Annotated in this window: 19 protein-coding genes; 9 read left to right on the forward strand and 10 right to left on the reverse strand. The window is 61.7% G+C overall.

Going from position 1 to position 21826, the window contains the following annotated elements; genetic code table 11:
- The 3 genes from QRN46_RS25785 to QRN46_RS25795 all read left to right on the forward strand — a co-directional run bounded on the left by QRN46_RS25785 (position 1) and on the right by QRN46_RS25795 (position 3770).
- The gene (locus QRN46_RS25785) at positions 1-2163 is read left to right on the forward strand and encodes a xanthine dehydrogenase family protein molybdopterin-binding subunit (protein WP_285358101.1); all 2163 of its coding nucleotides are present in this window, start codon (positions 1-3) and stop codon (positions 2161-2163) included.
- Between the two features lies 1 nt (position 2164).
- Positions 2165-2743 carry a hypothetical protein gene (locus tag QRN46_RS25790; protein ID WP_285358103.1) on the forward strand — a complete coding sequence of 193 codons (579 nt, stop codon included), beginning with the start codon at positions 2165-2167 and terminating at the stop codon, positions 2741-2743.
- A 61-nt stretch (positions 2744-2804) separates the two neighbouring features.
- Entirely contained in the window at positions 2805-3770 is a 966-nt protein-coding gene (locus tag QRN46_RS25795; RefSeq protein ID WP_285358106.1) for a sensor domain-containing diguanylate cyclase, read from the forward strand.
- Between the two features lie 112 nt (positions 3771-3882).
- On the opposite strand, the gene fabI is transcribed toward QRN46_RS25795, so the two are convergent.
- The 8 genes from fabI to gloB form a co-directional block, all read right to left on the reverse strand.
- Positions 3883-4677, reverse strand: a complete 795-nt coding sequence (fabI, locus tag QRN46_RS25800) for an enoyl-ACP reductase FabI (RefSeq protein WP_003202751.1) — start codon at positions 4675-4677, stop codon at positions 3883-3885.
- Positions 4678-4696: 19 nt separating this feature from the next.
- Entirely contained in the window at positions 4697-6307 is a 1611-nt protein-coding gene (locus QRN46_RS25805; RefSeq protein WP_285358110.1) for an ABC transporter ATP-binding protein, read from the reverse strand.
- Between the two features lies 1 nt (position 6308).
- Entirely contained in the window at positions 6309-7328 is a 1020-nt protein-coding gene (locus tag QRN46_RS25810) for an ABC transporter permease (protein ID WP_221533088.1), read from the reverse strand.
- 1 nt (position 7329) lies between these two features.
- Positions 7330-8403, reverse strand: a complete 1074-nt coding sequence (locus tag QRN46_RS25815) for a microcin C ABC transporter permease YejB (protein WP_039770815.1) — start codon at positions 8401-8403, stop codon at positions 7330-7332.
- Positions 8404-8407: 4 nt separating this feature from the next.
- On the reverse strand, positions 8408-10249 hold the full coding sequence (locus tag QRN46_RS25820) for an extracellular solute-binding protein (protein ID WP_285358114.1): 1842 nt from the start codon (positions 10247-10249) through the stop codon (positions 8408-8410).
- Positions 10246-12078 (reverse strand): extracellular solute-binding protein, encoded by a 1833-nt coding sequence (locus QRN46_RS25825; RefSeq protein ID WP_285358116.1) that lies wholly within the window; start codon positions 12076-12078, stop codon positions 10246-10248. The genes QRN46_RS25820 and QRN46_RS25825 overlap by 4 nt, the downstream gene beginning before the upstream one ends.
- 175 nt (positions 12079-12253) lie before the next feature.
- Entirely contained in the window at positions 12254-13732 is a 1479-nt protein-coding gene (locus QRN46_RS25830) for a transglycosylase SLT domain-containing protein (protein ID WP_064382288.1), read from the reverse strand.
- A 99-nt stretch (positions 13733-13831) separates the two neighbouring features.
- Positions 13832-14599: a hydroxyacylglutathione hydrolase gene (gloB, locus tag QRN46_RS25835; RefSeq protein WP_236197186.1), complete on the reverse strand. Its 768-nt coding sequence runs from the start codon at positions 14597-14599 to the stop codon at positions 13832-13834.
- A gap of 65 nt (positions 14600-14664) precedes the next feature.
- On the opposite strand from gloB, the gene QRN46_RS25840 reads away from it, so the two are divergent.
- The 5 genes from QRN46_RS25840 (at position 14665) to QRN46_RS25860 (ending at position 19858) form a co-directional block, all read left to right on the forward strand.
- The gene (locus QRN46_RS25840) at positions 14665-15423 is read left to right on the forward strand and encodes a methyltransferase domain-containing protein (protein WP_007956935.1); all 759 of its coding nucleotides are present in this window, start codon (positions 14665-14667) and stop codon (positions 15421-15423) included.
- A gap of 92 nt (positions 15424-15515) precedes the next feature.
- On the forward strand, positions 15516-15977 hold the full coding sequence (gene rnhA, locus QRN46_RS25845; RefSeq protein ID WP_011333615.1) for a ribonuclease HI: 462 nt from the start codon (positions 15516-15518) through the stop codon (positions 15975-15977).
- Between the two features lie 82 nt (positions 15978-16059).
- A complete protein-coding gene (dnaQ, locus tag QRN46_RS25850; RefSeq protein ID WP_011333616.1) occupies positions 16060-16818 on the forward strand; it encodes a DNA polymerase III subunit epsilon in 759 nt (252 codons plus the stop codon).
- A gap of 155 nt (positions 16819-16973) precedes the next feature.
- On the forward strand, positions 16974-19229 hold the full coding sequence (locus QRN46_RS25855) for an Orn/Lys/Arg family decarboxylase (protein ID WP_285358121.1): 2256 nt from the start codon (positions 16974-16976) through the stop codon (positions 19227-19229).
- Between the two features lie 14 nt (positions 19230-19243).
- A complete protein-coding gene (locus tag QRN46_RS25860) occupies positions 19244-19858 on the forward strand; it encodes a GNAT family N-acetyltransferase (protein ID WP_221615757.1) in 615 nt (204 codons plus the stop codon).
- On the opposite strand, the gene QRN46_RS25865 is transcribed toward QRN46_RS25860, so the two are convergent.
- Positions 19824-20717 carry a LysR family transcriptional regulator gene (locus tag QRN46_RS25865; protein ID WP_285358123.1) on the reverse strand — a complete coding sequence of 298 codons (894 nt, stop codon included), beginning with the start codon at positions 20715-20717 and terminating at the stop codon, positions 19824-19826. The genes QRN46_RS25860 and QRN46_RS25865 overlap by 35 nt on opposite strands.
- Positions 20718-20802: 85 nt before the next feature.
- The gene (locus tag QRN46_RS25870; RefSeq protein ID WP_007956926.1) at positions 20803-21039 is read right to left on the reverse strand and encodes a hypothetical protein; all 237 of its coding nucleotides are present in this window, start codon (positions 21037-21039) and stop codon (positions 20803-20805) included.
- 185 nt (positions 21040-21224) lie between these two features.
- Here QRN46_RS25870 and QRN46_RS25875 point away from each other — a divergent pair, with 185 nt between their 5' ends.
- The gene (locus QRN46_RS25875; RefSeq protein ID WP_011333620.1) at positions 21225-21782 is read left to right on the forward strand and encodes an NADPH-dependent FMN reductase; all 558 of its coding nucleotides are present in this window, start codon (positions 21225-21227) and stop codon (positions 21780-21782) included.
- Positions 21783-21826: the final 44 nt, after the last annotated feature.

Raw genomic sequence — 21826 nt, forward strand, 5'->3', positions numbered from 1 at the left:
ATGAACAGTCCTGTATCCCGTCGCGGATTTCTCAAGGGCAGCGCCGTGCTGGGCGGTGGTCTGGTGGTGGCGTTCGTGGTGCCCGGCGGCAACCGCTTTGCCATGGCGGCCGAGAATGAAGGCAAGGTGTTTGCGCCGAACGCGTTCTTGCGGATTGCGGCGGACAACAGCGTCACTGTGCTGCTCGGCCATTCGGAAATGGGCCAGGGCATCTGGACCGGCCTGACCATGTTGATCGCCGAAGAGCTGGACGCCGACTGGTCGAAGATCCGCGTCGAGCATTCCCCGGCTTCGGCCGCCGATTACGGCATGCCGGCGTTTGGCGGGATGCAGATTACCGGCGGCTCCACTTCAACCTGGATGGAATTCGACCGCTACCGACTCGCCGGCGCCACGGCGCGGCAGATGCTGATCGAAGCGGCGGCCAAGCGTTTCAACGTGGCGCCGTCGACGATCCGCACTGAGTCCGGCGTAGTGATTGCCGGTGACAACCGCGCCACCTACGGCGAACTGGCGGACGCCGCCGGGCAACTGCCAGTGCCGGATCCGAAGTCGATTACCTTCAAGGAAGCCAAGGACTGGAAAGTCATCGGCAAACCCACCAAACGCCTCGACACCCCGGAAAAAATCACCGGCCGCGCCAAGTTCGGCATGGACGTGCAGTTCGACGGACTGATGACCGCGATGGTCGCGCGGGCGCCGGCGTTCGGCGCCACGGTGAAATCCTTCGAAGGCGCAGAAGCCCTGGCGATTCCCGGCGTGCACAAAGTGGTGCAGGTGCCGACCGGTGTGGCGGTGGTCGCCGAGCATTACTGGGCGGCGAAACTCGGTCGTGATGCGCTGAAGGTCGATTGGGACCTGGGGCCGAACGCTGATCTGAGCAGTGAAAAGCTGTTGGCGAGTTTTCGCAAACTGGCGGCCACCCCGGGCACCTCGGCGGCGCAGGCCGGCGATGCCAAGGGCAACTTCGGCAAGGCAGCGAAGAAAATCGATGTTGAATACAGCGTGCCGTACCTGGCCCACGCGCCGATGGAGCCGCTCAACTGCACGGTGAAGATCAGCACCGACAAGTGCGAGATCTGGACCGGCACCCAGTTCCAGACGCTGGATCAAATGGTCGCCGGCAAGATCACCGGGCTCAAACCGGAGCAGGTCGAGATTCACACCGAATTCCTCGGTGGTGGTTTCGGCCGGCGGGCCAACCCGACCTCGGATTTTGTCGCCGAAGCGGTGCAAGTGGCCAAGGCTGCGGCGATGCCGGTGAAAACCGTGTGGTCGCGCGAAGACGATATTCGCGGTGGTTACTACCGCTCGATGTTCCTGCATCAGGCGAAGATCGGCCTCGGCGCCGACGGCCTGCCGCTGGCCTGGCAGCATGTGCTGGTCGGGCAATCGATCATGGCCGGCACCATGCTCGAGAAAACCATGGTCAAGAACGGCGTCGACCAGACCTCGGTCGAAGGCGTTTCGGACAGCCCGTACATCAAGGGCCTGGCCCATCATCAGGTCGATCTGCATTCGCCAACCACCGGGATCAACGTGCTGTGGCTACGCTCGGTGGGCCATAGTCACACCGCGTTTGTCATGGAGTCGCTGATCGATGAAATGGCCACGGCGGCGGGCAAGGATCCGGTGGAATACCGACGAACGCTGCTCAAGGATCACGCCCGGCATCTCGGCGTGTTGAACCTGGCGGTGGAGAAGGCTAACTGGAAAGCCCCGCTGCCGGACGGCCATGCGCTGGGCGTGGCGGTGCACGAATCGTTCGGCAGTTACGTGGCGCAGGTGGCCGAGGTGTCCCAGGACAATCTGGCGATCCGCGTGCATCGCGTGGTGTGTGCGGTGGACTGCGGGATTGCGGTCAACCCGCAGAGCATCGCGGCGCAGATGGAGTCGTGCATCACCTTCGGCCTGGGCATGGCGCTGCACAGCAAACTGACCCTCAAGGACGGCCATGTCGTGCAGTCCAACTATCACGACTATCAGGTGTTGCGGCTCAATGAAATGCCGCTGGTCGAGGTGCACATCGTGCCCAGCAGCGACAAACCCGGCGGCATCGGCGAGGCCGGTGTGCCGCCCACGGCGCCGGCGGTGGCCAACGCGGTGTTCGCCCTGACCGGGCAACGCCTGCGGGAACTGCCGCTGCAACTGTCGGGGGTGTGAGATGAAACGACATCTGTTGTTGGGCACGGTGATTCTGCTTGGGCTGGGCGGTTACGCGTCGGATCTGTTCGCCGACGATCAGGAAGCCTTGAAAGCCTTCGGCACGGTGCAGAAAGTCTTCCAGAGCCCGCGTTGCCAGAACTGCCACATTCCCGGCGATTCGCCGTTGCAGTTCGACGCCGGCATCCCCCACGCGATGAACGTGGTGCGCGGCATGGACGGCAAGGGCGCGGCCGGTTTGCCCTGCGCCACCTGCCACGCCGAAAGCAATCCGCCGGCCAGTTATGGCCCCCATGCGCCACCGGGGGCGCCGCACTGGAGCCTGCCGCCGGCCGCCCACAAAATGGCCTGGATTGGTCTGCCGCCGGATCGCTTGTGCGCGATGATCAAGGACCGCGCCAGCAACGGTGATCGGGATTTCGCCGCGCTGATCAAACACGTCAGCGAAGACAAACTGGTGCTCTGGGGCTGGAATCCCGGAGCAGGGCGTGCGCCGGTGCCGGTGCCGCACGAAATCTTCGTGACCCAGTTCAAACTGTGGGCCGATGCAGGCGGGCCGTGTCCGGTGGCCGGCGGATGAGAGGTTGAGTCATCGCTGATTCGGGCTACGCTCAAAGGCATCGACGACAAAGGAGTGTGTGATGCTGGTACCCGGCAAACCCGCCAATGAAGCTGTCCGTATTCAAGCGTTGCAGGATCTGAAGCTGCTCGACACCGCACCGGAGGAGCGCTTCGACCGGCTGACGCGACTGGCCAAGCGTCTGTTCAACGTGCCGATCGCACTGGTCACACTGGTGGATAAGGAGCGGCAATGGTTCAAGTCCTGCGTGGGTCTGGACACGACCGAAACGCCACGCTCTGTTTCATTCTGTGGCCATGCGATTCTCAGGGACGAGCTCATGCTGGTACCTGACGCCCGAGAGGACGAGCGTTTCCACGACAACCCTTTGGTTACCGGGGAGCCGAACATCCGGTTCTACGCCGGTTATCCGCTGACCGTACCCAGCGGCAACAAGATGGGCACCTTGTGCCTGATCGACACCAAACCCCGCGATCTCGACGACGAGGAGCGCGCCCTGCTGCGCGATCTGGCCGGCATGGCCGAGCAGGAACTGATGGCCGTGCAGATGGCGAGCATGGACGAGCTGACGCTGCTGTCCAATCGTCGCGGCTTCAAGATGCTGGCCCAGCATGCGCTGGACGCCTGCGCACGGCTGGAAAAACCGGCGACGCTGCTGTTTTTTGACCTCAATGATTTCAAGCAGATCAACGATCTTTATGGGCACGCCGAGGGCGACAGCGCGCTCAAGACCTTCGCCGATGTGCTGCGCATCGCCTTTCGCGAAAGCGATGTGGTGGGACGGCTGGGCGGTGATGAGTTCGTGGCGTTGCTGACCGGCTCAAGCCACGTCGAAACCACGGCGATCATGGCGCGACTCAAGGAAATCCTCGAAGAACGCAATGCCACGTTGCACCGGGGTTACGCGATTCGCTTCAGCGTCGGCCAGATCGAATACAACCCGCAGCGCCATGACTCCGTGGATAAGCTGCTGGCGGATGCGGATGCAGCGATGTATGAGCACAAGCAGGCGTTGAAGCGTTGTTAGTGCGAACCCATCGCCAGCAGGCTGGCTCCCACAGAAAAAGACGATGTTAACGAAATCGCAGGCATGAAAAAGCCCGCCTGAATAGGCGGGCTTTTTATCGGCAGCGCGAAGATTACTCTTCGATGTTGCCCATGGCGGTGGTGTTGAAGCCGCCGTCCACGTACATGATTTCACCGCTGATGCCCGACGCCAGGTCGGAGCACAGGAAGGCGCCGGCGTTGCCGACTTCTTCGATGGTGACGTTGCGGCGCAGCGGGGTTTGCGCTTCGTTGGCGGCCAGCATCTTGCGGAAGTTCTTGATGCCGGAAGCTGCCAGGGTGCGGATCGGGCCAGCCGATACGCAGTTGACGCGAGTACCGTCCGGGCCCAGGGAGCCGGCCAGGTAACGCACGCCGGCTTCCAGCGAAGCCTTGGCCATGCCCATCACGTTGTAATTCGGCATGGTGCGCTCGGCGCCCAGGTACGACAGGGTCAGCAGGCTGCCGTTGCGGCCTTTCATCATTTCACGGCCAGCTTTGGCCAGGGCCACGAAGCTGTAGGCGCTGATGTCGTGAGCGATGCGGAAGCCTTCACGGGTGGTGGCTTCGGTGAAGTCGCCGTCCAGTTGGTCGCCCGGGGCGAAGCCGACGGAGTGCACGATGCAGTCCAGGCCGTCCCACTTCTTGCTCAGTTCTTCGAAGACCTTGGCGATTTCTTCATCGCTGGCCACGTCGCACGGGAAGCACAGCTCAGGGCTCGAACCCCAGCCCTGTGCGAACTCTTCGACGCGACCTTTCAGTTTGTCGTTCTGATAAGTGAAGGCAAGCTCAGCGCCCTCGCGATGCATGGCGGCAGCGATGCCGGATGCGATGGACAGCTTGCTGGCGACACCGACGATCAGTACGCGCTTACCGGCGAGAAAACCCATGTGTTGCTCCTCTTTCAGGTTATTGCGCAGTGGCTGGTGCCAGGAAAGCGGCCTCCAGCAACTGCTGTGTATACGGATGTTGGGGGGCGGCAAAGATACTTTGCGCGTCTCCCTGTTCGACCACTTGGCCATGCTTGACCACCATCAGCTGGTGGCTCAGCGCTTTGACGACAGCCAGGTCATGGCTGATGAACAAATACGTCAGGTTGTACTTGGCTTGCAGTGAACGCAACAGCTCCACCACTTGCCGCTGCACCGTCCGGTCGAGGGCCGAAGTCGGCTCGTCCAGCAGGATCAGCGCCGGTTTGAGCACCAGGGCCCGGGCGATGGCAATTCGCTGCCGTTGCCCACCGGAAAATTCGTGGGGGTAGCGGTGCCGGGTTTCCGGATCCAGACCTACCTCCTTCAATGCCGCAATAATTGCCGCTTCCTGCTCGGCGGCGGTGCCCATCCTGTGGATCCGCAGACCTTCGCCAACGATGTCATTCACGCACATTCGCGGGCTCAGGCTGCCAAACGGATCCTGAAACACCACCTGCATCTCCCGGCGCAACGGCCGGACTTCGCTTTGCGTCAGGCAGTCTAGCTGCTTGCCTTCAAAACGGATCGCACCTTTGCTGCCGATCAACCGCAGGATCGCCAGTCCGAGGGTGGATTTGCCGGAACCGCTTTCCCCCACAATCCCCAGGGTCTGACCCTGAGGCAGGCTGAAATTGATGCCGTCCACTGCCTTGACGTGATCCACCGTGCGCTTGAGCAGGCCTTTCTTGATCGGGAACCAGACTTTCAGATCCTCGACTTCAAGCAGCGGCGCCCCGATTTTATTGCTCGCCGGGCCTCCGCTGGGCTCCGCGCCAAGCAGTTCCCGAGTGTACGGATGCTGCGGCGAACGGAACAGCTCTTCGCACGATGCCTGTTCGACGATGCAACCGCGCTGCATGACACATACACGATGCGCAATTCTTCGCACGAGGTTCAAATCGTGACTGATCAGTAACAGCGCCATGCCTAATCGGGCCTGCAATTCCTTGAGCAGGTCGAGGATTTTCAGCTGAACGGTCACGTCCAGCGCAGTGGTCGGTTCGTCGGCGATCAGCAGTTCCGGCTCGTTGGCCAAGGCCATGGCGATCATCACCCGCTGACGCTGGCCGCCGGACAATTCGTGGGGCAGGGCCTTGAGGCGCTTGTGCGGCTCGGGGATGCCGACCATCTCCAGCAACTCCAGCGTACGCTTGGTCGCGACTTTGCCGGTCAGGCCCTTGTGGATGCCCAGCACCTCGTTGATCTGCTTCTCGATCGAGTGCAGCGGGTTGAGCGAGGTCATCGGCTCCTGAAAGATCATTGCGATCCGGTTGCCGCGAATGTGACGGATGGTCTTTTCGCCCAGTTCCAGCAGGTTCTGCCCGGAGTAATTGATGCTGCCGGCCGGATGCCGCGCCAGCGGGTAGGGCAGCAAGCGCAGGATCGAGTGCGCGGTCACCGATTTGCCCGAGCCGGATTCGCCGACCAACGCGAGGGTTTCACCGCGCTTGATGTCGAAACTCACGCCTTCCACGACCCGGTGCACACGCTCGCCGAAACCGAATTCGACGGCGAGGTCGCGCACTTCGATCAGATTGTCCTGATTCATTTCACTTCCTCGGGTCGAAGGCATCGCGAGCGGACTCGCCGATGAACACCAGCAGACTCAACATCAGCGCCAGCACCGCAAACGCACTCATGCCCAGCCACGGCGCTTGCAGGTTGGATTTGCCCTGGGCCACCAGTTCACCCAGCGACGGACTGCCGGCCGGCAAGCCGAAACCGAGGAAGTCCAGCGCGGTGAGGGTGCCGATGGCGCCGGTCAGGATGAATGGCATGAAGGTCATGGTCGAAACCATGGCGTTGGGCAGGATGTGGCGGAACATGATCGCGCCATTCTGCATGCCCAGCGCCCGGGCTGCGCGCACGTATTCGAGGTTGCGCCCGCGCAGGAACTCGGCGCGCACCACGTCCACCAGGCTCATCCACGAGAACAACAGCATGATGCCCAGCAGCCACCAGAAGTTCGGCTGGACGAAACTGGCGAGGATGATCAGCAGGTACAGCACCGGCAAGCCCGACCAGATCTCCAGGAAACGCTGGCCGGCCAGATCGACCCAGCCACCATAGAAGCCCTGCAAGGCGCCGGCGATCACGCCGATGATCGAGCTGAGCACGGTCAGCGTCAGGGCAAACAGCACCGACACCCGGAAGCCGTAGATGACCCGCGCCAGCACATCGCGGCCCTGATCGTCGGTGCCCAACAGGTTGACCGCCGACGGCGGGGCGGGAGCCGGGACTTTCAGGTCGTAGTTGATGCTCTGGTAGCTGAACGGAATCGGCGCCCACAGTACCCATGCGTCCTTGGCCTTGAGCAGTTCGCGGATGTACGGGCTCTTGTAATTGGCTTCCAGCGGGAATTCGCCGCCGAAGGTGGTTTCCGGGTAGCGCTTGATCGCCGGGAAATACCAGTTGTTGTCGTAATGCACCACCAGCGGCTTGTCGTTGGCGATCAGCTCGGCACCGAGGCTCAGGCCGAACAGGATCAAAAACAGCCACAACGACCACCAGCCACGCTTGTTGGCCTTGAACAGTTCGAAGCGCCGGCGGTTGAGAGGGGACAGGTTCATCTCAATGCTCCCGGCTGGCAAAGTCGATGCGCGGATCGACCAGGGTGTAGGTGAGGTCGCCGATCAGTTTCACCACCAGCCCCAGCAGGGTGAAGATGAACAGGGTGCCGAACACCACCGGGTAATCGCGGTTGATCGCCGCTTCGAAACTCATCAGGCCGAGGCCGTCGAGGGAGAAGATCACTTCCACCAGCAACGATCCGGTGAAGAAGATGCCGATAAACGCCGACGGGAAACCGGCGATCACCAGCAGCATCGCATTGCGGAACACATGGCCGTAGAGCACGCGGTGGCGGGTCAGGCCCTTGGCCTTGGCGGTGACCACGTACTGCTTGTTGATTTCGTCGAGGAAGCTGTTTTTGGTCAGCAGGGTCATGGTCGCGAAGTTGCCGATTACCAGCGCCGTCACCGGCAGCGCCAGGTGCCAGAAGTAATCGAGGATCTTGCCGCCCAGGCTCAGCTCATCGAAGTTGTTCGAGGTCAGTCCGCGTAAAGGAAACCAGTCCAGGTAACTGCCGCCGGCAAACACCACGATCAGCAAAATCGCAAACAGGAATGCCGGGATCGCATAACCGACGATGATCGCCGAACTGGTCCAGACGTCGAAATGGCTGCCGTGCCGCGTGGCCTTGGCGATCCCCAGCGGGATCGACACCAGGTACATGATCAGCGTGCTCCACAGCCCCAGGGAGATCGACACCGGCATCTTCTCCTTGATCAGGTCGATGACCTTGGCGTCGCGGAAGAAGCTGTCGCCGAAATCCAGCCGGGCGTAGTTCTTGACCATGATCCACAGGCGTTCCGGGGCCGACTTGTCGAACCCGTACATCTTCTCGATTTCCTTGATCAGCGCCGGGTCAAGGCCCTGCGCGCCGCGATAGGAGGAGCCGGCCACCGACACCTCGGCACCGCCGCCGGCGATGCGGCTGGTGGCGCCTTCGAAGCCTTCGAGCTTGGCGATCATCTGTTCCACCGGCCCGCCGGGCGCGGCCTGGATGATCACGAAGTTGATCAGCAGAATGCCGAACAGGGTCGGGATGATCAGCAGCAGTCGCCGAAAAATGTACGCCAGCATCTGATTACTCCGTGCCCGCAGGGTCGGCTTGCAGTTGGGTTTCGACTTCTACCGCAGGTTTCGCATCGGGTTTGACCCACCAGGTGTTAATGCCGATGTCGTACTTGGGGGAGACTTTAGGGTGGCCGATGTGGTTCCAGTACGCCACGCGCCAGGTCTTGATGTGCCAGTTGGGGATCACGTAGTAGCCCCATTGCAGCACACGGTCCAGAGCACGGGCGTGGGCCACCAGGCTCTTGCGCGAATCAGCGTTGATCAGGCTTTCCACCAGGTGATCGACCACCGGGTCCTTGAGGCCCATCGAATTGCGGCTGCTGGGTTTGTCTGCCGCGGCGCTCATCCAGAATTCGCGCTGCTCGTTGCCCGGCGAGTTGGACTGCGGGAAGCTGCCGACCATCATGTCGAAATCCCGCGAACGCACTCGATTGACGTATTGCGATACGTCCACGCGGCGGATCACCAGATCGATGCCGAGGTCGCTGAGGTTGCGCTTGAACGGCAACAGCACGCGCTCGAATTCGGTTTGCGCCAGCAGGAATTCGATGACCACCGGTTTGCCGGTGGCGTCGACCATTTTGTCGTCGACAATTTTCCAGCCGGCCTCTTGCAGCAACTGATACGCCTCACGCTGTTGTGCGCGGATCATGCCACTGGCGTCGGTTTTCGGATTCTCGAAGGCTTCGCTGAACACCTGCGCCGGCAGCTGGCTGCGGAATGGATCGAGGATTGCTACCTGCTCTGCATCAGGCAGGCCGGTGGCGGCCATTTCCGAGTTTTCGAAGTAACTGCGGGTGCGCGCATAAGCGCCGTTGAACAATTGCTTGTTGGTCCATTCGAAGTCGAACAGCAGGCCGAGGGCCTGGCGTACCCGCACGTCCTGAAACACCGGCCGGCGCAAGTTGAAGACGAAGCCCTGCATGCCGGTCGGGTTGCTGTTGGCAATCTGTTCCTTGATCAGTCGCCCCTCGGTCACTGCCGGCACGTTGTAGGCGTTGGCCCAGTTTTTCGCGGCCATTTCCAGCCAGTAATCGAATTGCCCGGCTTTCAACGCTTCCAGCGCGACGGTGTTGTCGCGGTAATAGTCGGTGGTCATCACGTCGAAGTTGTAGAAGCCGCGATTGACCGGCAGGTCCTTGCCCCAGTAGTCCTTGACCCGCTCATAACGCACCGAGCGTCCGGCCTTCACTTGGGTGACCTTGTACGGGCCGCTGCCCAAGGGGATTTCCAGGTTGCCCTTGTTGAAATCACGCTCGGCCCACCAGTGCTTCGGCAGCACCGGCAACTGACCGAGGATCAGCGGCAACTCGCGGTTGTTGGTGTGCTTGAACTTGAACAGCACCTTGAGCGGGTCTTCGGCGATCACTTCTTCAACGTCGGCATAGTAGCCGCGATACATCGGCGCGCCTTCTTTGGTCAGGGTCTGGAAGCTGAATACCACGTCGTCGGCACGTACCGGGTGACCGTCGTGGAATTTCGCTTCGGGCCGCAGATAGAAGCGTACCCAGCTGTTGTCGGGGGCCTTTTCGATCTGGCTGGCGATCAGACCGTATTCGGTGAACGGCTCGTCCAGCCCCTGTTTGGCCAGGGTGTCGTAGATCAGGCCGATATCGTCCGCCGGCACACCTTTGCTGATGAACGGGTTGAGGCTGTCGAAACCGCCGAAGCCGGCCTGGCGGAAGATCCCGCCCTTGGGCGCGTCGGGGTTCACGTAATCGAAGTGCTTGAAGTCGGCGGGGTATTTCGGCGGCTCGTTGTACAGGGTCACGGCGTGTTGCGGGGCGGCACAGGCCAGCCCGGCGAACAGCAGACCGCTGGCCTGCACAAGCAGGGCGCGGATAGGCTTCATCGATCTTTCTCCGAAGATTTCAGCCACCACGCGCTCAGGCCCAGGGTGTAGGGCGGCGTAGTGACGAAGGCGAACCGGTTGCGGTACGCCAGACGGTGATAATTGAGGTACCAGTTGGGAATGCTGTAGTGCTGCCAGAGCAGCACGCGGTCGAGCGCCTTGCCGGCGGCGACCTGTTCATCGCGGGTGCGGGCGGCGAGCAGTTGCTCGAGCAGATGATCGACCACCGGGTTGGCGATGCCCGCGTAATTCTTGCTGCCCTTGACCCCGACCTGGCTGGAGTGGAAGTACTGCCATTGTTCCAGCCCCGGGCTGAGAGTCTGGTTGAGGGTCATCAGGATCATGTCGAAATCGAACTGGTCCAGACGCTGTTTGTACTGGGCGCGATCCACCGTGCGCAGGCGCGCGTCGACGCCGATGCTGTTGAGGTTCTCGATGTACGGCTGAAGGATTCGTTCAAGGTTCGGATTGACCAGCAGCAGCTCGAACCGCAGCGGCTGGCCGGCGGCGTTCTGCAGGCGCTGGCCGTTGAGCTTCCAGCCGGCCTCGGCCAGCAGCGCCAGGGCTTTGCGCATGGTTTCCCGGGGAATGCCGCGCCCGTCTGTCTGCGGCAGCGTGAACGGCTCGGTGAACAGGCGCGCCGGCAGTTGATCCTTGTACGGCTTGAGCATCAGCCATTCATGGCCGACCGGCAGGCCGACGGCGCTGAACTCGCTGTTGGGGTAGTAGCTGGTGGTGCGCTTGTAGGCGTCGCTGAACAGCGCGCGATTGGTCCATTCGAAGTCGAACATCAGGCCCAGCGCTTCGCGCACTTTGATATCGGCAAAGGCCGGGCGCCGGGTGTTCATGAACAGGCCCTGGCTCTGGGTCGGGATCTGGTGCGGGATCTGCGCCTTGATCACGTCGCCGCGACGGATCGCCGGGAAGTTGTAGCCGTTGGCCCAGTTCTTGGCCTGATGCTCGATATAGATGTCGAACTCGCCGGCCTTGAACGCTTCGAAGGCCACATCGCTGTCGCGGTAGAACTCGACTTCCATGCGGTCGACGTTGTACTTGCCGCGATTGACCGGCAGGTCCTTGCCCCAGTAGTCCTTGACCCGCTCGAAAATCAACTGCCGCCCCGGCGTGACCGAGGTAATGCGATACGGCCCGCTGCCCAGCGGCGGCTCGAAGGTGGTGGCCTTGAAGTCGCGGCCCTTCCAGTAATGCTGGGGCAGCACCGGCAATTCGCCCAGACGCAGGATCAGCAACGGATTGCCGCTGCGCTTGAGCACAAACCGGATGCGCTGCGGATTGAGGATATCGACCCGCAGCACTTCCTGAAGGGCGGTGCGATACAGCGGGTGACCTTCCTTGAGCAGCAGGCGATAGGAAAACGCCACGTCGTACGCGGTGATCGGTGTGCCGTCGTGGAAATGCGCTTGCGGGCGCAGATTGAACACCACCCAACTGCGATCTTCGCTGTACTCCACCGATTGGGCGATCAAGCCGTAACTGGATGCTGGTTCGTCCCCGGACGGCGCGTATTGCCCGGTGCCGACCATCAGTGGCTCGTTGAGCTCGTTGATGCCGTACTGCAGGAAATTGGGGGTGGTAACCGGGCTGGTGCCCTTGAAGGTGTAGGGGTTGAGCGTATCGAAGGTGCCAAACGCCATCACCCGCAAGGTGCCGCCCTTGGGCGCTTGCGGGTTGACCCAGTCGAAGTGGGTAAATCTGGCCGGGTACTTGAGCGTGCCGAACTGCGCATAACCGTGGCTTTCGGTGATCGTCGCGCTGACGGGGGAGCTCAAGGCCAGGCTGATCAGGAGCAGGAGGAGGGGACGCTTCAAGTCAGATCCGATCCAGGCGGCTTGGGCTTTGTGGGCCGTACAGTAACAGCTTGTATGGACAGGAAAAAGACAGGGGCTTAATGCGCGGTTAATTGTGGGAGCTGTCTGCGCCGATCTACGGAAATATCAAAAAATGACAGGCGAAAAAAAGCCCCTGAAATTCAGGGGCTCTTGGTCAGTGCGGCTGGTAGACCGTGAGCATCTGCCCAGGCTTGAGCGCCTTGCCGGCGCCCGGATTCCAGCGCTTGAGGTGTTGCATCTCGACGTTGAAGCGTTTGGCCACCACGTACAGCGTGTCGCCACGTTTGACCTTGTACTGGGTCTGCTGTTTGGTGTCGTCCTTGTCTTTGGCCTTGCTGCTGGTCTTGCTGTTGGCCGCGATGACCGTATTGATGCGCCCGCCACTGTTACGCGTCGGGGTGCGTTTGGTGGTGTCCTGCATGACCAGGGTCTGGCCGACCTTGAGGTTCTTGCCGGTCAGCTTGTTCCAGCGTTGCAGGTCCTTGACCTCGACCTTGTTGGCCTTGGCGATGGAGCCGAGGTTGTCGCCGCGCTTGACCCGATAGGCGCGCTTGGCCTGGGCGATCTCGCTTGGATCGGCGCCTTCGAACACCGGTTTCAGCGAACGCGGGCTGATCAGCTCTTCAGGACGCATGGTCTGCAGGCTGGCGGTCAGCAGTTGCGCCTTCGAGGTCGGCACCAGCAGGTGCTGCGGGCCGTCGATGGTGGTGCGCTGCTTGAACGCCGGATTGAGCTGGAACAACTCGTCTTCGTCGATGTTGGCCACCGCTGCGACCTTGGACAGGTCCATGCGCTGGTTGATTTCGACGACCTGGAAATACGGTTCGTTGGCGATCGGGTTGAGGTTCACGCCATAGGCTTCGGGCGTCAGCACCACTTGCGAGAGCGCCAGCAGTTTCGGCACGTAAGCCTGGGTTTCCGCCGGCAGTGGCAGGTTCCAGTAGTCGGTCGGCAGACCGAGCTTTTCGTTGCGCTCGATGGCGCGGCTGACCGTGCCTTCACCGGCGTTGTACGCGGCCAGTGCCAGCAGCCAGTCACCGTTGAACATGTCGTGCAGGCGGGTCAGGTAGTCCATCGCTGCCGTGGTCGAGGCAGTGATGTCGCGACGGCCATCGTAGAAGCGGGTCTGACGCAGGTTGAAGTAGCGCCCGGTTGAAGGGATGAACTGCCAGAGGCCCACCGCGTCGGCCCGGGAATAGGCCATCGGGTTGTAGGCGCTTTCGATGACCGGCAGCAGTGCCAGTTCCAGCGGCATGTTGCGTTCTTCGAGGCGCTCGACGATGTAATGAATGTAGAGGCTGCCGCGTTCGCCGGCGTTCTCGAGAAAGGAAGGGTTACTGGCGAACCACAGGCGCTGTTGCTCGATGCGCGGGTTCACGCCCAGACCTTCCTGCAGCTGGAAACCACTGCGCATGCGCTCCCAGATGTCCTGAGGTACCTGCGGGCTGGGCTTTTCCGACAACCAGATGGGCTTCTGCTTGGCTCGCGCAGCAATGTTCGGCGTATGCGTCGCTTCAGTCTGCGGAGCATGGCTGGAACAGCCCGCCAGCGTGGCGGACACAGCCACCGCGATGGCTTGCGCCAGGCGGGTCAATGCATCTGAATTGACGGACTTACGTATGGATGACGACATTGGCTGGAAGTAAGTTCCGGGCAAAAATGTCGGGCGATTCTAGAAAGCGCACCCCCTGCGGTCAACCATTCAGAATTTTTGTACCAGGCGGCGAGCCACTCAGAACGTATCTTTCCATGCCCGCAGAGCCGCAAAAACCTCACTCGGCGCCCGGTTTTGAGGGCCGTTCCGTTCGTCCACTTTTTGTGTAACTAATATTTCACCGGTGCGCAAAAACGGGTTTGTGAGTTTTTCCAGCGCAAGGGTCGAGGGCAGGGTCATGACACCGTTCTCACGTTGCCGGGTGACTTTTTCCAGACGGGCGGCGATGTCCCGGTTGTCCGGCTCCACGGCAGCAGCGAATTTCAGGTTGCTCAGGGTGTACTCGTGGGTGCAGTAGACCAGCGTGTCTTCCGGCAGCGCCGCCAGACGGCTCAACGACTGGTGCATTTGTTGCGGCGTGCCTTCGAACAGACGGCCGCAGCCGGCAGCGAACAGGGTGTCACCGCAAAACAGCAGGCCGTGATGGTAGTAGGCGATGTGTCCGAGGGTGTGGCCAGGAACGGCATAGACATCGAAGTCCCAGCCGAGCACGCGCACCGTGTCGTTGTCCTTGAGAGCCACGTCCCGCCCCGGAATGCTTTCGCTGGCCGGTCCGTAGACCGTGGCGCCGGTGGCCTTCTTCAGCGTCTCGACGCCGCCGACATGGTCGTGGTGATGGTGAGTGATGAGGATGTCGCCGAGCACCCAGCCCGGATGCGCGTCGAGCCACGCCTGCACCGGGGCGGCATCGCCTGGGTCGACCACTGCACAACGCTGGGTGGCATGATCCTGTAACAACCAGATGTAGTTGTCGGTGAAGGCGGGCAGGGCACTGATCTGTATCATCGTCGAATTCGCCAAGCGGGTAACATTGGCGCATCTTAGAGGTTCCTGGCGTGTTGGAGAATGCAATGATCGATAAAGCGTTCGCTCAGGCCGATCCTGACTGGCTCGCGCTGATCGGTGCAGCCCGTGAATGGCTGTCCGGCCCCCTCGGGCAATTTCTGCTGGACGAAGAACGGCGCATGCTCGAAGACGAGCTGGGCCGGTTCTTCGGCGGCTATCTGGTGCACTACGGCCCGTCCGCCGAAACACCGCCGTCGGCGCCGCAGGTGCAGCGCAACGTGCGGCTCGGTGCGCCGTTGCCGGGCGTGGAAATCGTCTGCGAAGAACAAGCCTGGCCGTTGAGCGAGCACGCCGCCGATGTGGTGGTGTTGCAGCACGGCCTGGATTTCTGCCTGTCGCCCCACGGCTTGCTGCGCGAAGCGGCCAGCAGCGTGCGCCCTGGCGGGCATCTGCTGATCGTCGGAATCAACCCCTGGAGCACCTGGGGGCTGCGCCATGTGTTCGCCCATGATGCGTTGCGTCAGGCGCGCTGCATCTCGCCGTCACGGGTGGCAGACTGGCTGAACCTGCTGGGCTTTGCGCTGGAGAAACGCCGCTTCGGGTGCTATCGTCCGCCGCTCGCTTCACCCAAGTGGCAGGCCCGTCTGGCCGGTTGGGAGCGCAAGGCCGGTGACTGGCAATTGTCCGGCGGCGGTTTCTATTTACTGGTCGCACGCAAGATTGTGGTCGGCCTGCGTCCGGTGCGTCAGGAACGCCGCGAGCCGATGGGCAAGCTGATTCCGCTGCCGATGGCCAAGGTCAACCGCCGACGCATCGAACCGTAAACCTTCTTTTATTCATGGCCGGGTATATCCCGGCCTTGGCCATCGTCGATCCGTGATCGGCGAGGCCACGCATTTTTTCTGGATAGACTGGCATGAGCGAAAGCGTCGATAGCGTAGAACTGTTCACTGACGGCGCCTGTAAAGGCAACCCCGGCCCCGGCGGCTGGGGCGCCTTGCTGGTGTGCAAGGGTGTTGAAAAGGAACTGTGGGGCGGCGAAGCCAACACCACCAACAACCGCATGGAGCTGCTCGGCGCGATTCGCGGCCTGGAAGCCCTCAAGCGTCCGTGCGAAGTGCTGCTGGTGACTGACTCGCAATACGTGATGAAAGGCATCAACGAGTGGATGGCCAACTGGAAGAAACGCGGCTGGAAAACCGCTGCCAAGGAGCCGGTCAAAAACGCCGATCTGTGGAAAGCGCTCGACGAGCAGGTCAACCGCCACAAAGTCACCTGGAAATGGGTCCGCGGCCACATCGGCCACCACGGCAACGAACGCGCCGACCAGTTGGCCAACCGTGGGGTGGATGAAGTTCGCGGTTACAAGCAGAGCTGAATCCTTCTCGCTGAAACACTCCCGGCGAGCGTGTTAACATCGCCGCTTTTGCACGATTGACCCCGTTGAGAGCTGAACACTGATGGCCACCAGATCCGTTGTACTCGATACCGAAACCACCGGCATGCCGGTGACCGACGGCCACCGGATTATCGAAATCGGTTGTGTCGAGCTGATCGGTCGACGTCTGACGGGCCGGCACTTTCACGTTTATCTGCAACCGGATCGCGAGAGTGACGAAGGCGCGATTGCCGTTCACGGCATCACCAACGAGTTCCTGGTCGGCAAGCCGCGCTTCGCCGAAGTGGCCGACGAGTTCTTCGAGTTCATCAACGGCGCGCAGCTGATCATCCATAACGCGGCGTTCGACGTTGGCTTCATCAACAACGAATTCGCCCTGATGGGCCAGCACGATCGCGCGGACATCACGCAGCACTGCACGATCCTCGACACCCTGATGATGGCCCGGGAACGTCACCCGGGTCAGCGCAACAGCCTCGATGCCCTGTGTAAACGCTACGGCGTCGACAACTCCGGTCGTGAGCTGCACGGCGCCTTGCTCGACTCGGAGATTCTCGCCGACGTCTACCTGACCATGACCGGTGGCCAGACCAGCCTGTCGCTGGCCGGCAACGCTTCCGACGGCAATGGCACGGGCGAGGGCGCGGACAACTCCGCCACCGAAATCCGCCGTCTGCCGGCAGATCGTCAGCCGGGGCGAATCATTCGCGCCACTGAAGCCGAGCTGGCCGAGCACCAGGTGCGCCTGGAAATCATCGCCAAGTCAGCTGGCGCCCCCGCGCTGTGGACTCAGTTGCTGGAAGCCGAAGCTCAGGCGTAAGGCAAAAAAGGATCGCCCGAACATCCAGGCCGTGTTCAGGCGATCCTTTGTTTTTGGCAGTACTGACAACTGGCCACCCTCGCCACATCGGCTCCGACCCTCTAACCTGAGGACATTGGCAGATCACTCTCCGCCGCCTCAGGACACTGAGCCTCATGTACAAAGATTTGAAGTTCCCGGTGTTGATCGTCCACCGCGACATCAAGGCCGACACGGTTGCCGGTGACCGCATCCGCGGCATTGCCCGAGAGCTGGAGCTGGAAGGTTTCAGTATCGTTTCGGCCACCGACTACACCGAAGGCCGGCTCGTGGCGTCGACCCACCATGGTCTGGCGTGCATGCTGATCGCCGCCGAAGACGCCAGCACCAACTCCCATCTGTTGCAGAACATGGCCGAACTGATCGGTCTGGCCCGGGTGCGGGCGCCGGATCTGCCGATCTTTGCCCTCGGCGAGCAAGTCACCCTGGAAAACGCCCCGGCCGATGCGATGGCCGAACTCAACCAGTTACGCGGCATTCTCTACCTGTTCGAAGACACCGTGCCGTTTCTCGCCCGACAAGTGGCGCGGGCAGCGCGCAAATACCTGGACGGCCTGTTGCCGCCATTCTTCAAGGCGCTGGTCCAGCACACCGCCGATTCCAACTATTCCTGGCACACCCCCGGTCACGGCGGCGGGGTGGCCTATCACAAGAGTCCGGTGGGGCAGGCGTTTCATCAGTTCTTCGGGGAAAACACCCTGCGCTCCGATTTATCGGTCTCGGTGCCGGAGCTGGGTTCCTTGCTCGATCACACCGGGCCGCTGGCCGAGGCGGAAGCGCGGGCCGCGCGCAATTTCGGCGCGGATCACACCTTTTTCGTGATCAATGGCACCTCGACCGCCAACAAGATCGTCTGGCACTCGATGGTCGGGCGCGATGATCTGGTGCTGGTGGATCGCAACTGCCACAAGTCGGTGCTGCACGCGATCATCATGACCGGCGCGATTCCGCTGTACCTGTGCCCGGAGCGCAACGAGCTGGGGATCATCGGGCCGATCCCGCTCAGTGAATTCAGCCGCGAATCGATCCAGGCCAAGATCGACGCCAGCCCTTTGACCGAGGGCCGCGAGCCGAAAGTCAAACTGGCGGTGATCACCAACTCCACCTACGACGGCCTCTGCTACAACGCCGAACTGATCAAGCAGAGTCTGGGCAACAGCGTCGAAGTCCTGCATTTCGACGAAGCCTGGTACGCCTATGCGGCGTTTCACGAATTCTTTGCCGGCCGTTACGGCATGGCCACCTCGCGCAGCGAGGACAGTCCGCTGGTGTTCACCACCCATTCAACCCACAAACTGCTGGCGGCGTTCAGCCAGGCGTCGATGATTCATGTGCAGGACGGCGGCGCGCGGCAACTGGATCGCGACCGGTTCAACGAAGCGTTCATGATGCACATCTCGACGTCGCCGCAGTACAGCATCATTGCTTCGCTGGACGTCGCCTCGGCGATGATGGAAGGCCCGGCCGGACGCTCACTGTTGCAGGAGACCTTCGACGAAGCCCTGAGCTTTCGCCGGGCCCTGGCCAATCTGCGTCAGCACATCGCCGCCGACGATTGGTGGTTCTCGATCTGGCAGCCACCGGGCGTCGAAGGCATCGATCGTGTGCAGACCGAGGACTGGCTGCTGCAACCGGATGCGGACTGGCACGGTTTCGGCGAGGTCAGCGACGACTACGTACTGCTCGACCCGATCAAGGTCACTTTGGTCATGCCGGGCCTGACTGCTGGCGGCGCTTTGAGCGACAAGGGCATTCCGGCGGCCGTGGTCAGCCGTTTCCTCTGGGAGCGCGGGCTGGTGGTGGAGAAAACCGGTCTGTATTCATTTCTGGTGCTGTTCTCCATGGGCATCACCAAGGGCAAGTGGAGCACGCTGCTGACCGAACTGCTGGAGTTCAAACGCAGCTACGACGCCAACGTCAGCCTCGACACCTGCCTGAAGTGTGTCGCCCAGGAAGATCCTGTGCGCTATCGCGGCATGGGCCTGCGCGATCTGTGCGATCAGCTCCACGCCTGCTACCGCAGCAACGCCACCGCCAGACACCTCAAGCGCATGTACACGGTGCTGCCGGAAATCGCCATGAAACCGGCCCACGCCTACGACCAACTGGTGCGCGGCGAAGTCGAGGCGGTGCCGATCGATGAGCTGGAAGGCCGGGTGGCAGCGGTGATGCTGGTGCCGTACCCGCCGGGCATTCCGCTGATCATGCCTGGCGAACGCTTTACCGAATCCACGCGCTCGATCATCGAATACCTCAGGTTTGCCCGCACGTTCGACACAACGTTTCCGGGGTTCGTGGTCGATGTGCACGGTCTGCAACACGAAGATGAGGGCAATGGGCGGCACTACACCGTCGATTGCGTCAAGGAATGAGGGCTTTTCCGAGTATGCAACCGGTCATGAATCCGAAATACCCAGGGCTGTCGGTGCGGGTCGCCGACGACGGTTTTGCCGCGTATATCTGGGGCAGCGATTTCAGCTTCGAGGTGGCCGCCTACGGCACTGCTGAAATCGGCAAACCCGTGGCGCAATGGGCCATGACGCCCATCGTGCCGTATCGCAAGTGCTACGGCATCGATCCGGAGGAATTCAGCAGCTTTCGCGATGCCGCCGACAGTGCGATTTTCATGGCGTATCTGGAGGACGAGCCGGTCGGTCATCTGGTGATCAGTACCAACTGGAACGGCTTCGCCCACATCGATGAACTGGCGGTGCACGCTCCGGCGCGGCGCCATGGGGTGGCCAAGGCCTTGCTCGACGTGGCGCAGTTCTGGAGCCGCAAGAAAAAACTGCCGGGGATCATGCTGGAAACCCAGAACAACAACCTCGGCGCCTGCCGCCTGTATGAGCGTTGCGGCTATGTGATCGGCGGCATCGACCATCTGCGTTATCGCGGCATCGATCCGAACACCGCCGAAGTGGCGTTGTTTTGGTATCGATTGTTCGATAACCCGCTGGAGCATCCGATCAGTTCGCCAGCATCGCCTCGGCTTGTTCCGTGACGATCCCGATCAGCGTCTGAATCGCCGCTGACGGTGTGGCGTGTTTGAAGGTCAGGGCATAGAGGCTGATCGGCACCGCCGGCGACAGTGGGCAGACATCGAGACCGCCCGCCCGTGCACCGAGGGCGGTGAACGGATCGACGATCGCCAGGCCTTCGCCGGCCTCGACCATGCTGCGCATCATCTGGTGGGTTTGCACGCGGGTCTGGATGGTCGGCACCGGGCGCAGGGCCTGGAGCTTGTTTTCCAGGGCCGGACTCAGCGGGTCCTGGCCTTCGAGGCCGACCATCGCCTGGCCGGCCAGATCCTGCAGAGAAATGTATTTCTGCTTCGGTTGCAGCCAGCCGTGGGGCGCAAGCAATTGCAGCTTGCCCTGGGCCAGTGGCTGGCAATGAATGTCGGGGTGTTGCGGATCATGCAGACTCAGGCCCAGATCACTGTCGCGCAGCAGCAAGTGGCGGACGATGTCGCGGGTCGGTTCGCTGAGCAGGGTGCAGGGCACGTCGGGCAAGCGACGGCGCAGGGCCGCGAGGCTTTGCGGCAGCAGTTGCTGGGCCAGCGGCGGGGTGCCGATGATCCGCAGGGGCGGGGCGAGGTATTGCTTGAGGCTGCTGGCCAGCCGTTGCACCGGTTCCAGCGCTTCATAGATGTGGCCGATCTCGACTTGCAGCGCCCGGGCCTCCGGGGTTGGCTGAAGTCGTCCGCGTACGCTGGCGAACAGCATGAAACCGAGCTGACTCTCGGCTTCGCGCAAACGCTCTTCGACCTCGGGCGCCGATAGTTGCAGCCATTCGGCGGCGGTGCCCACGTGACCGGTCTGCAAAAGCGCCTGAATCACTTCGATATGACGTAAACGCATGCGTGAAGTCCATGTCCGGCCGTTGGGGTCAGTGGCTGAATCCTACCCCAACTCGGCGCGGATGACTTCTGCTCATAACGATCGGTTATGAAGCGACCGATGGCTCGGGTTCGCGGATCAGGGTGATGCCCGACTGAACCAGCAGAAACTCGTTGTCGTCGATCTTGTTGACGCGGTCGCCAATCGCCAGTTTGTAGGTGGTAACGGGCTCCGTGCCGGTGAAACCGTCTGCCGACGGGTTGGATTCCTGGAACTCATGCACGGAATAAACGCGGCCTTCCGCATCTCTTGCATGGAACTGACCGACGAGTACTGCTGCCATCTGCTTAGAACCTCTGGAGATAAAACGCTTGATTTGCGGCTTGGTAGACCTTCATCGAGCTTGGTAAGTTTTCCTACAGGAAAAAAATATTCCAGACGCGGGAAATAACCTTCGACGTCTGGTGGAATCGTCATCGGATCATCTATAACTACTGGCTCCTCCCACGGACAGTCGAGAGTCTCCCAATGAGCAATGTCTATAACGTCGCAGTAGTGGTCGGCAGCCTGCGCAAGGCGTCCATCAACCGCAAAGTCGCCCTGGCGCTGGCGGAACTGGCACCGGCCAATCTCAAACTGAACATTGTCGAAATTGGCGATCTGCCACTCTACAACGAAGACATCGACGGCGATTCACCGCCGGCAGCCTACAGCACTTTCCGTCAGAAAGTGGCTTCATCCGACGCTCTGCTGTTTGTCACTCCGGAGTACAACCGCTCGGTGCCGGCGCCTTTGAAGAACGCGATCGACGTCGGTTCGCGGCCGTATGGCAAGAGCGCCTGGAGCGGCAAGCCGGGGGCGGTAATCAGCGTTTCGCCGGGTGCCATCGGCGGTTTTGGCGCCAACCAGCATCTGCGCCAGTCCTTTGTTTTCCTCAACGTGCCGTGCATGCAGCAGCCGGAAGCCTACCTGGGCGGCGCGGGCACGGCATTCGATGAGGCGGGCAAGCTGAACGAGTCGGTGAAACCGTTCCTGCAAAGTTTCATCAATGCGTTTGGTGAGTGGGTGGCGCAGCACAAGAAGTGATCTGGCAATATTTCTGACACGATAACGAACCTGTGGGGGCTGGC

Source organism: Pseudomonas sp. lyk4-R2A-10, assembly GCF_030209075.1.
Lineage (GTDB): Bacteria > Pseudomonadota > Gammaproteobacteria > Pseudomonadales > Pseudomonadaceae > Aquipseudomonas > Aquipseudomonas glycinae.

Bases quoted from the DNA above. Each gene is read 5' to 3' on its own strand.
- QRN46_RS25855 (WP_285358121.1), top strand. From the start codon at position 16,974: ATGTACAAAGATTTGAAGTTCCCGGTGTTGATCGTCCACCGCGACATC.
- QRN46_RS25865 (WP_285358123.1), bottom strand. From the start codon at position 20,717: ATGCGTTTACGTCATATCGAAGTGATTCAGGCGCTTTTGCAGACCGGT.
- QRN46_RS25875 (WP_011333620.1), top strand. From the start codon at position 21,225: ATGAGCAATGTCTATAACGTCGCAGTAGTGGTCGGCAGCCTGCGCAAG.
- QRN46_RS25785 (WP_285358101.1), top strand. From the start codon at position 1: ATGAACAGTCCTGTATCCCGTCGCGGATTTCTCAAGGGCAGCGCCGTG.
- QRN46_RS25810 (WP_221533088.1), bottom strand. From the start codon at position 7,328: ATGAACCTGTCCCCTCTCAACCGCCGGCGCTTCGAACTGTTCAAGGCC.
- QRN46_RS25860 (WP_221615757.1), top strand. From the start codon at position 19,244: ATGCAACCGGTCATGAATCCGAAATACCCAGGGCTGTCGGTGCGGGTC.
- QRN46_RS25795 (WP_285358106.1), top strand. From the start codon at position 2,805: ATGCTGGTACCCGGCAAACCCGCCAATGAAGCTGTCCGTATTCAAGCG.
- QRN46_RS25820 (WP_285358114.1), bottom strand. From the start codon at position 10,249: ATGAAGCCTATCCGCGCCCTGCTTGTGCAGGCCAGCGGTCTGCTGTTC.
- QRN46_RS25805 (WP_285358110.1), bottom strand. From the start codon at position 6,307: ATGAATCAGGACAATCTGATCGAAGTGCGCGACCTCGCCGTCGAATTC.
- rnhA (WP_011333615.1), top strand. From the start codon at position 15,516: ATGAGCGAAAGCGTCGATAGCGTAGAACTGTTCACTGACGGCGCCTGT.
- QRN46_RS25870 (WP_007956926.1), bottom strand. From the start codon at position 21,039: ATGGCAGCAGTACTCGTCGGTCAGTTCCATGCAAGAGATGCGGAAGGC.
- QRN46_RS25815 (WP_039770815.1), bottom strand. From the start codon at position 8,403: ATGCTGGCGTACATTTTTCGGCGACTGCTGCTGATCATCCCGACCCTG.
- QRN46_RS25840 (WP_007956935.1), top strand. From the start codon at position 14,665: ATGATCGATAAAGCGTTCGCTCAGGCCGATCCTGACTGGCTCGCGCTG.
- QRN46_RS25790 (WP_285358103.1), top strand. From the start codon at position 2,165: ATGAAACGACATCTGTTGTTGGGCACGGTGATTCTGCTTGGGCTGGGC.
- fabI (WP_003202751.1), bottom strand. From the start codon at position 4,677: ATGGGTTTTCTCGCCGGTAAGCGCGTACTGATCGTCGGTGTCGCCAGC.
- dnaQ (WP_011333616.1), top strand. From the start codon at position 16,060: ATGGCCACCAGATCCGTTGTACTCGATACCGAAACCACCGGCATGCCG.
- QRN46_RS25830 (WP_064382288.1), bottom strand. From the start codon at position 13,732: ATGTCGTCATCCATACGTAAGTCCGTCAATTCAGATGCATTGACCCGC.
- gloB (WP_236197186.1), bottom strand. From the start codon at position 14,599: ATGATACAGATCAGTGCCCTGCCCGCCTTCACCGACAACTACATCTGG.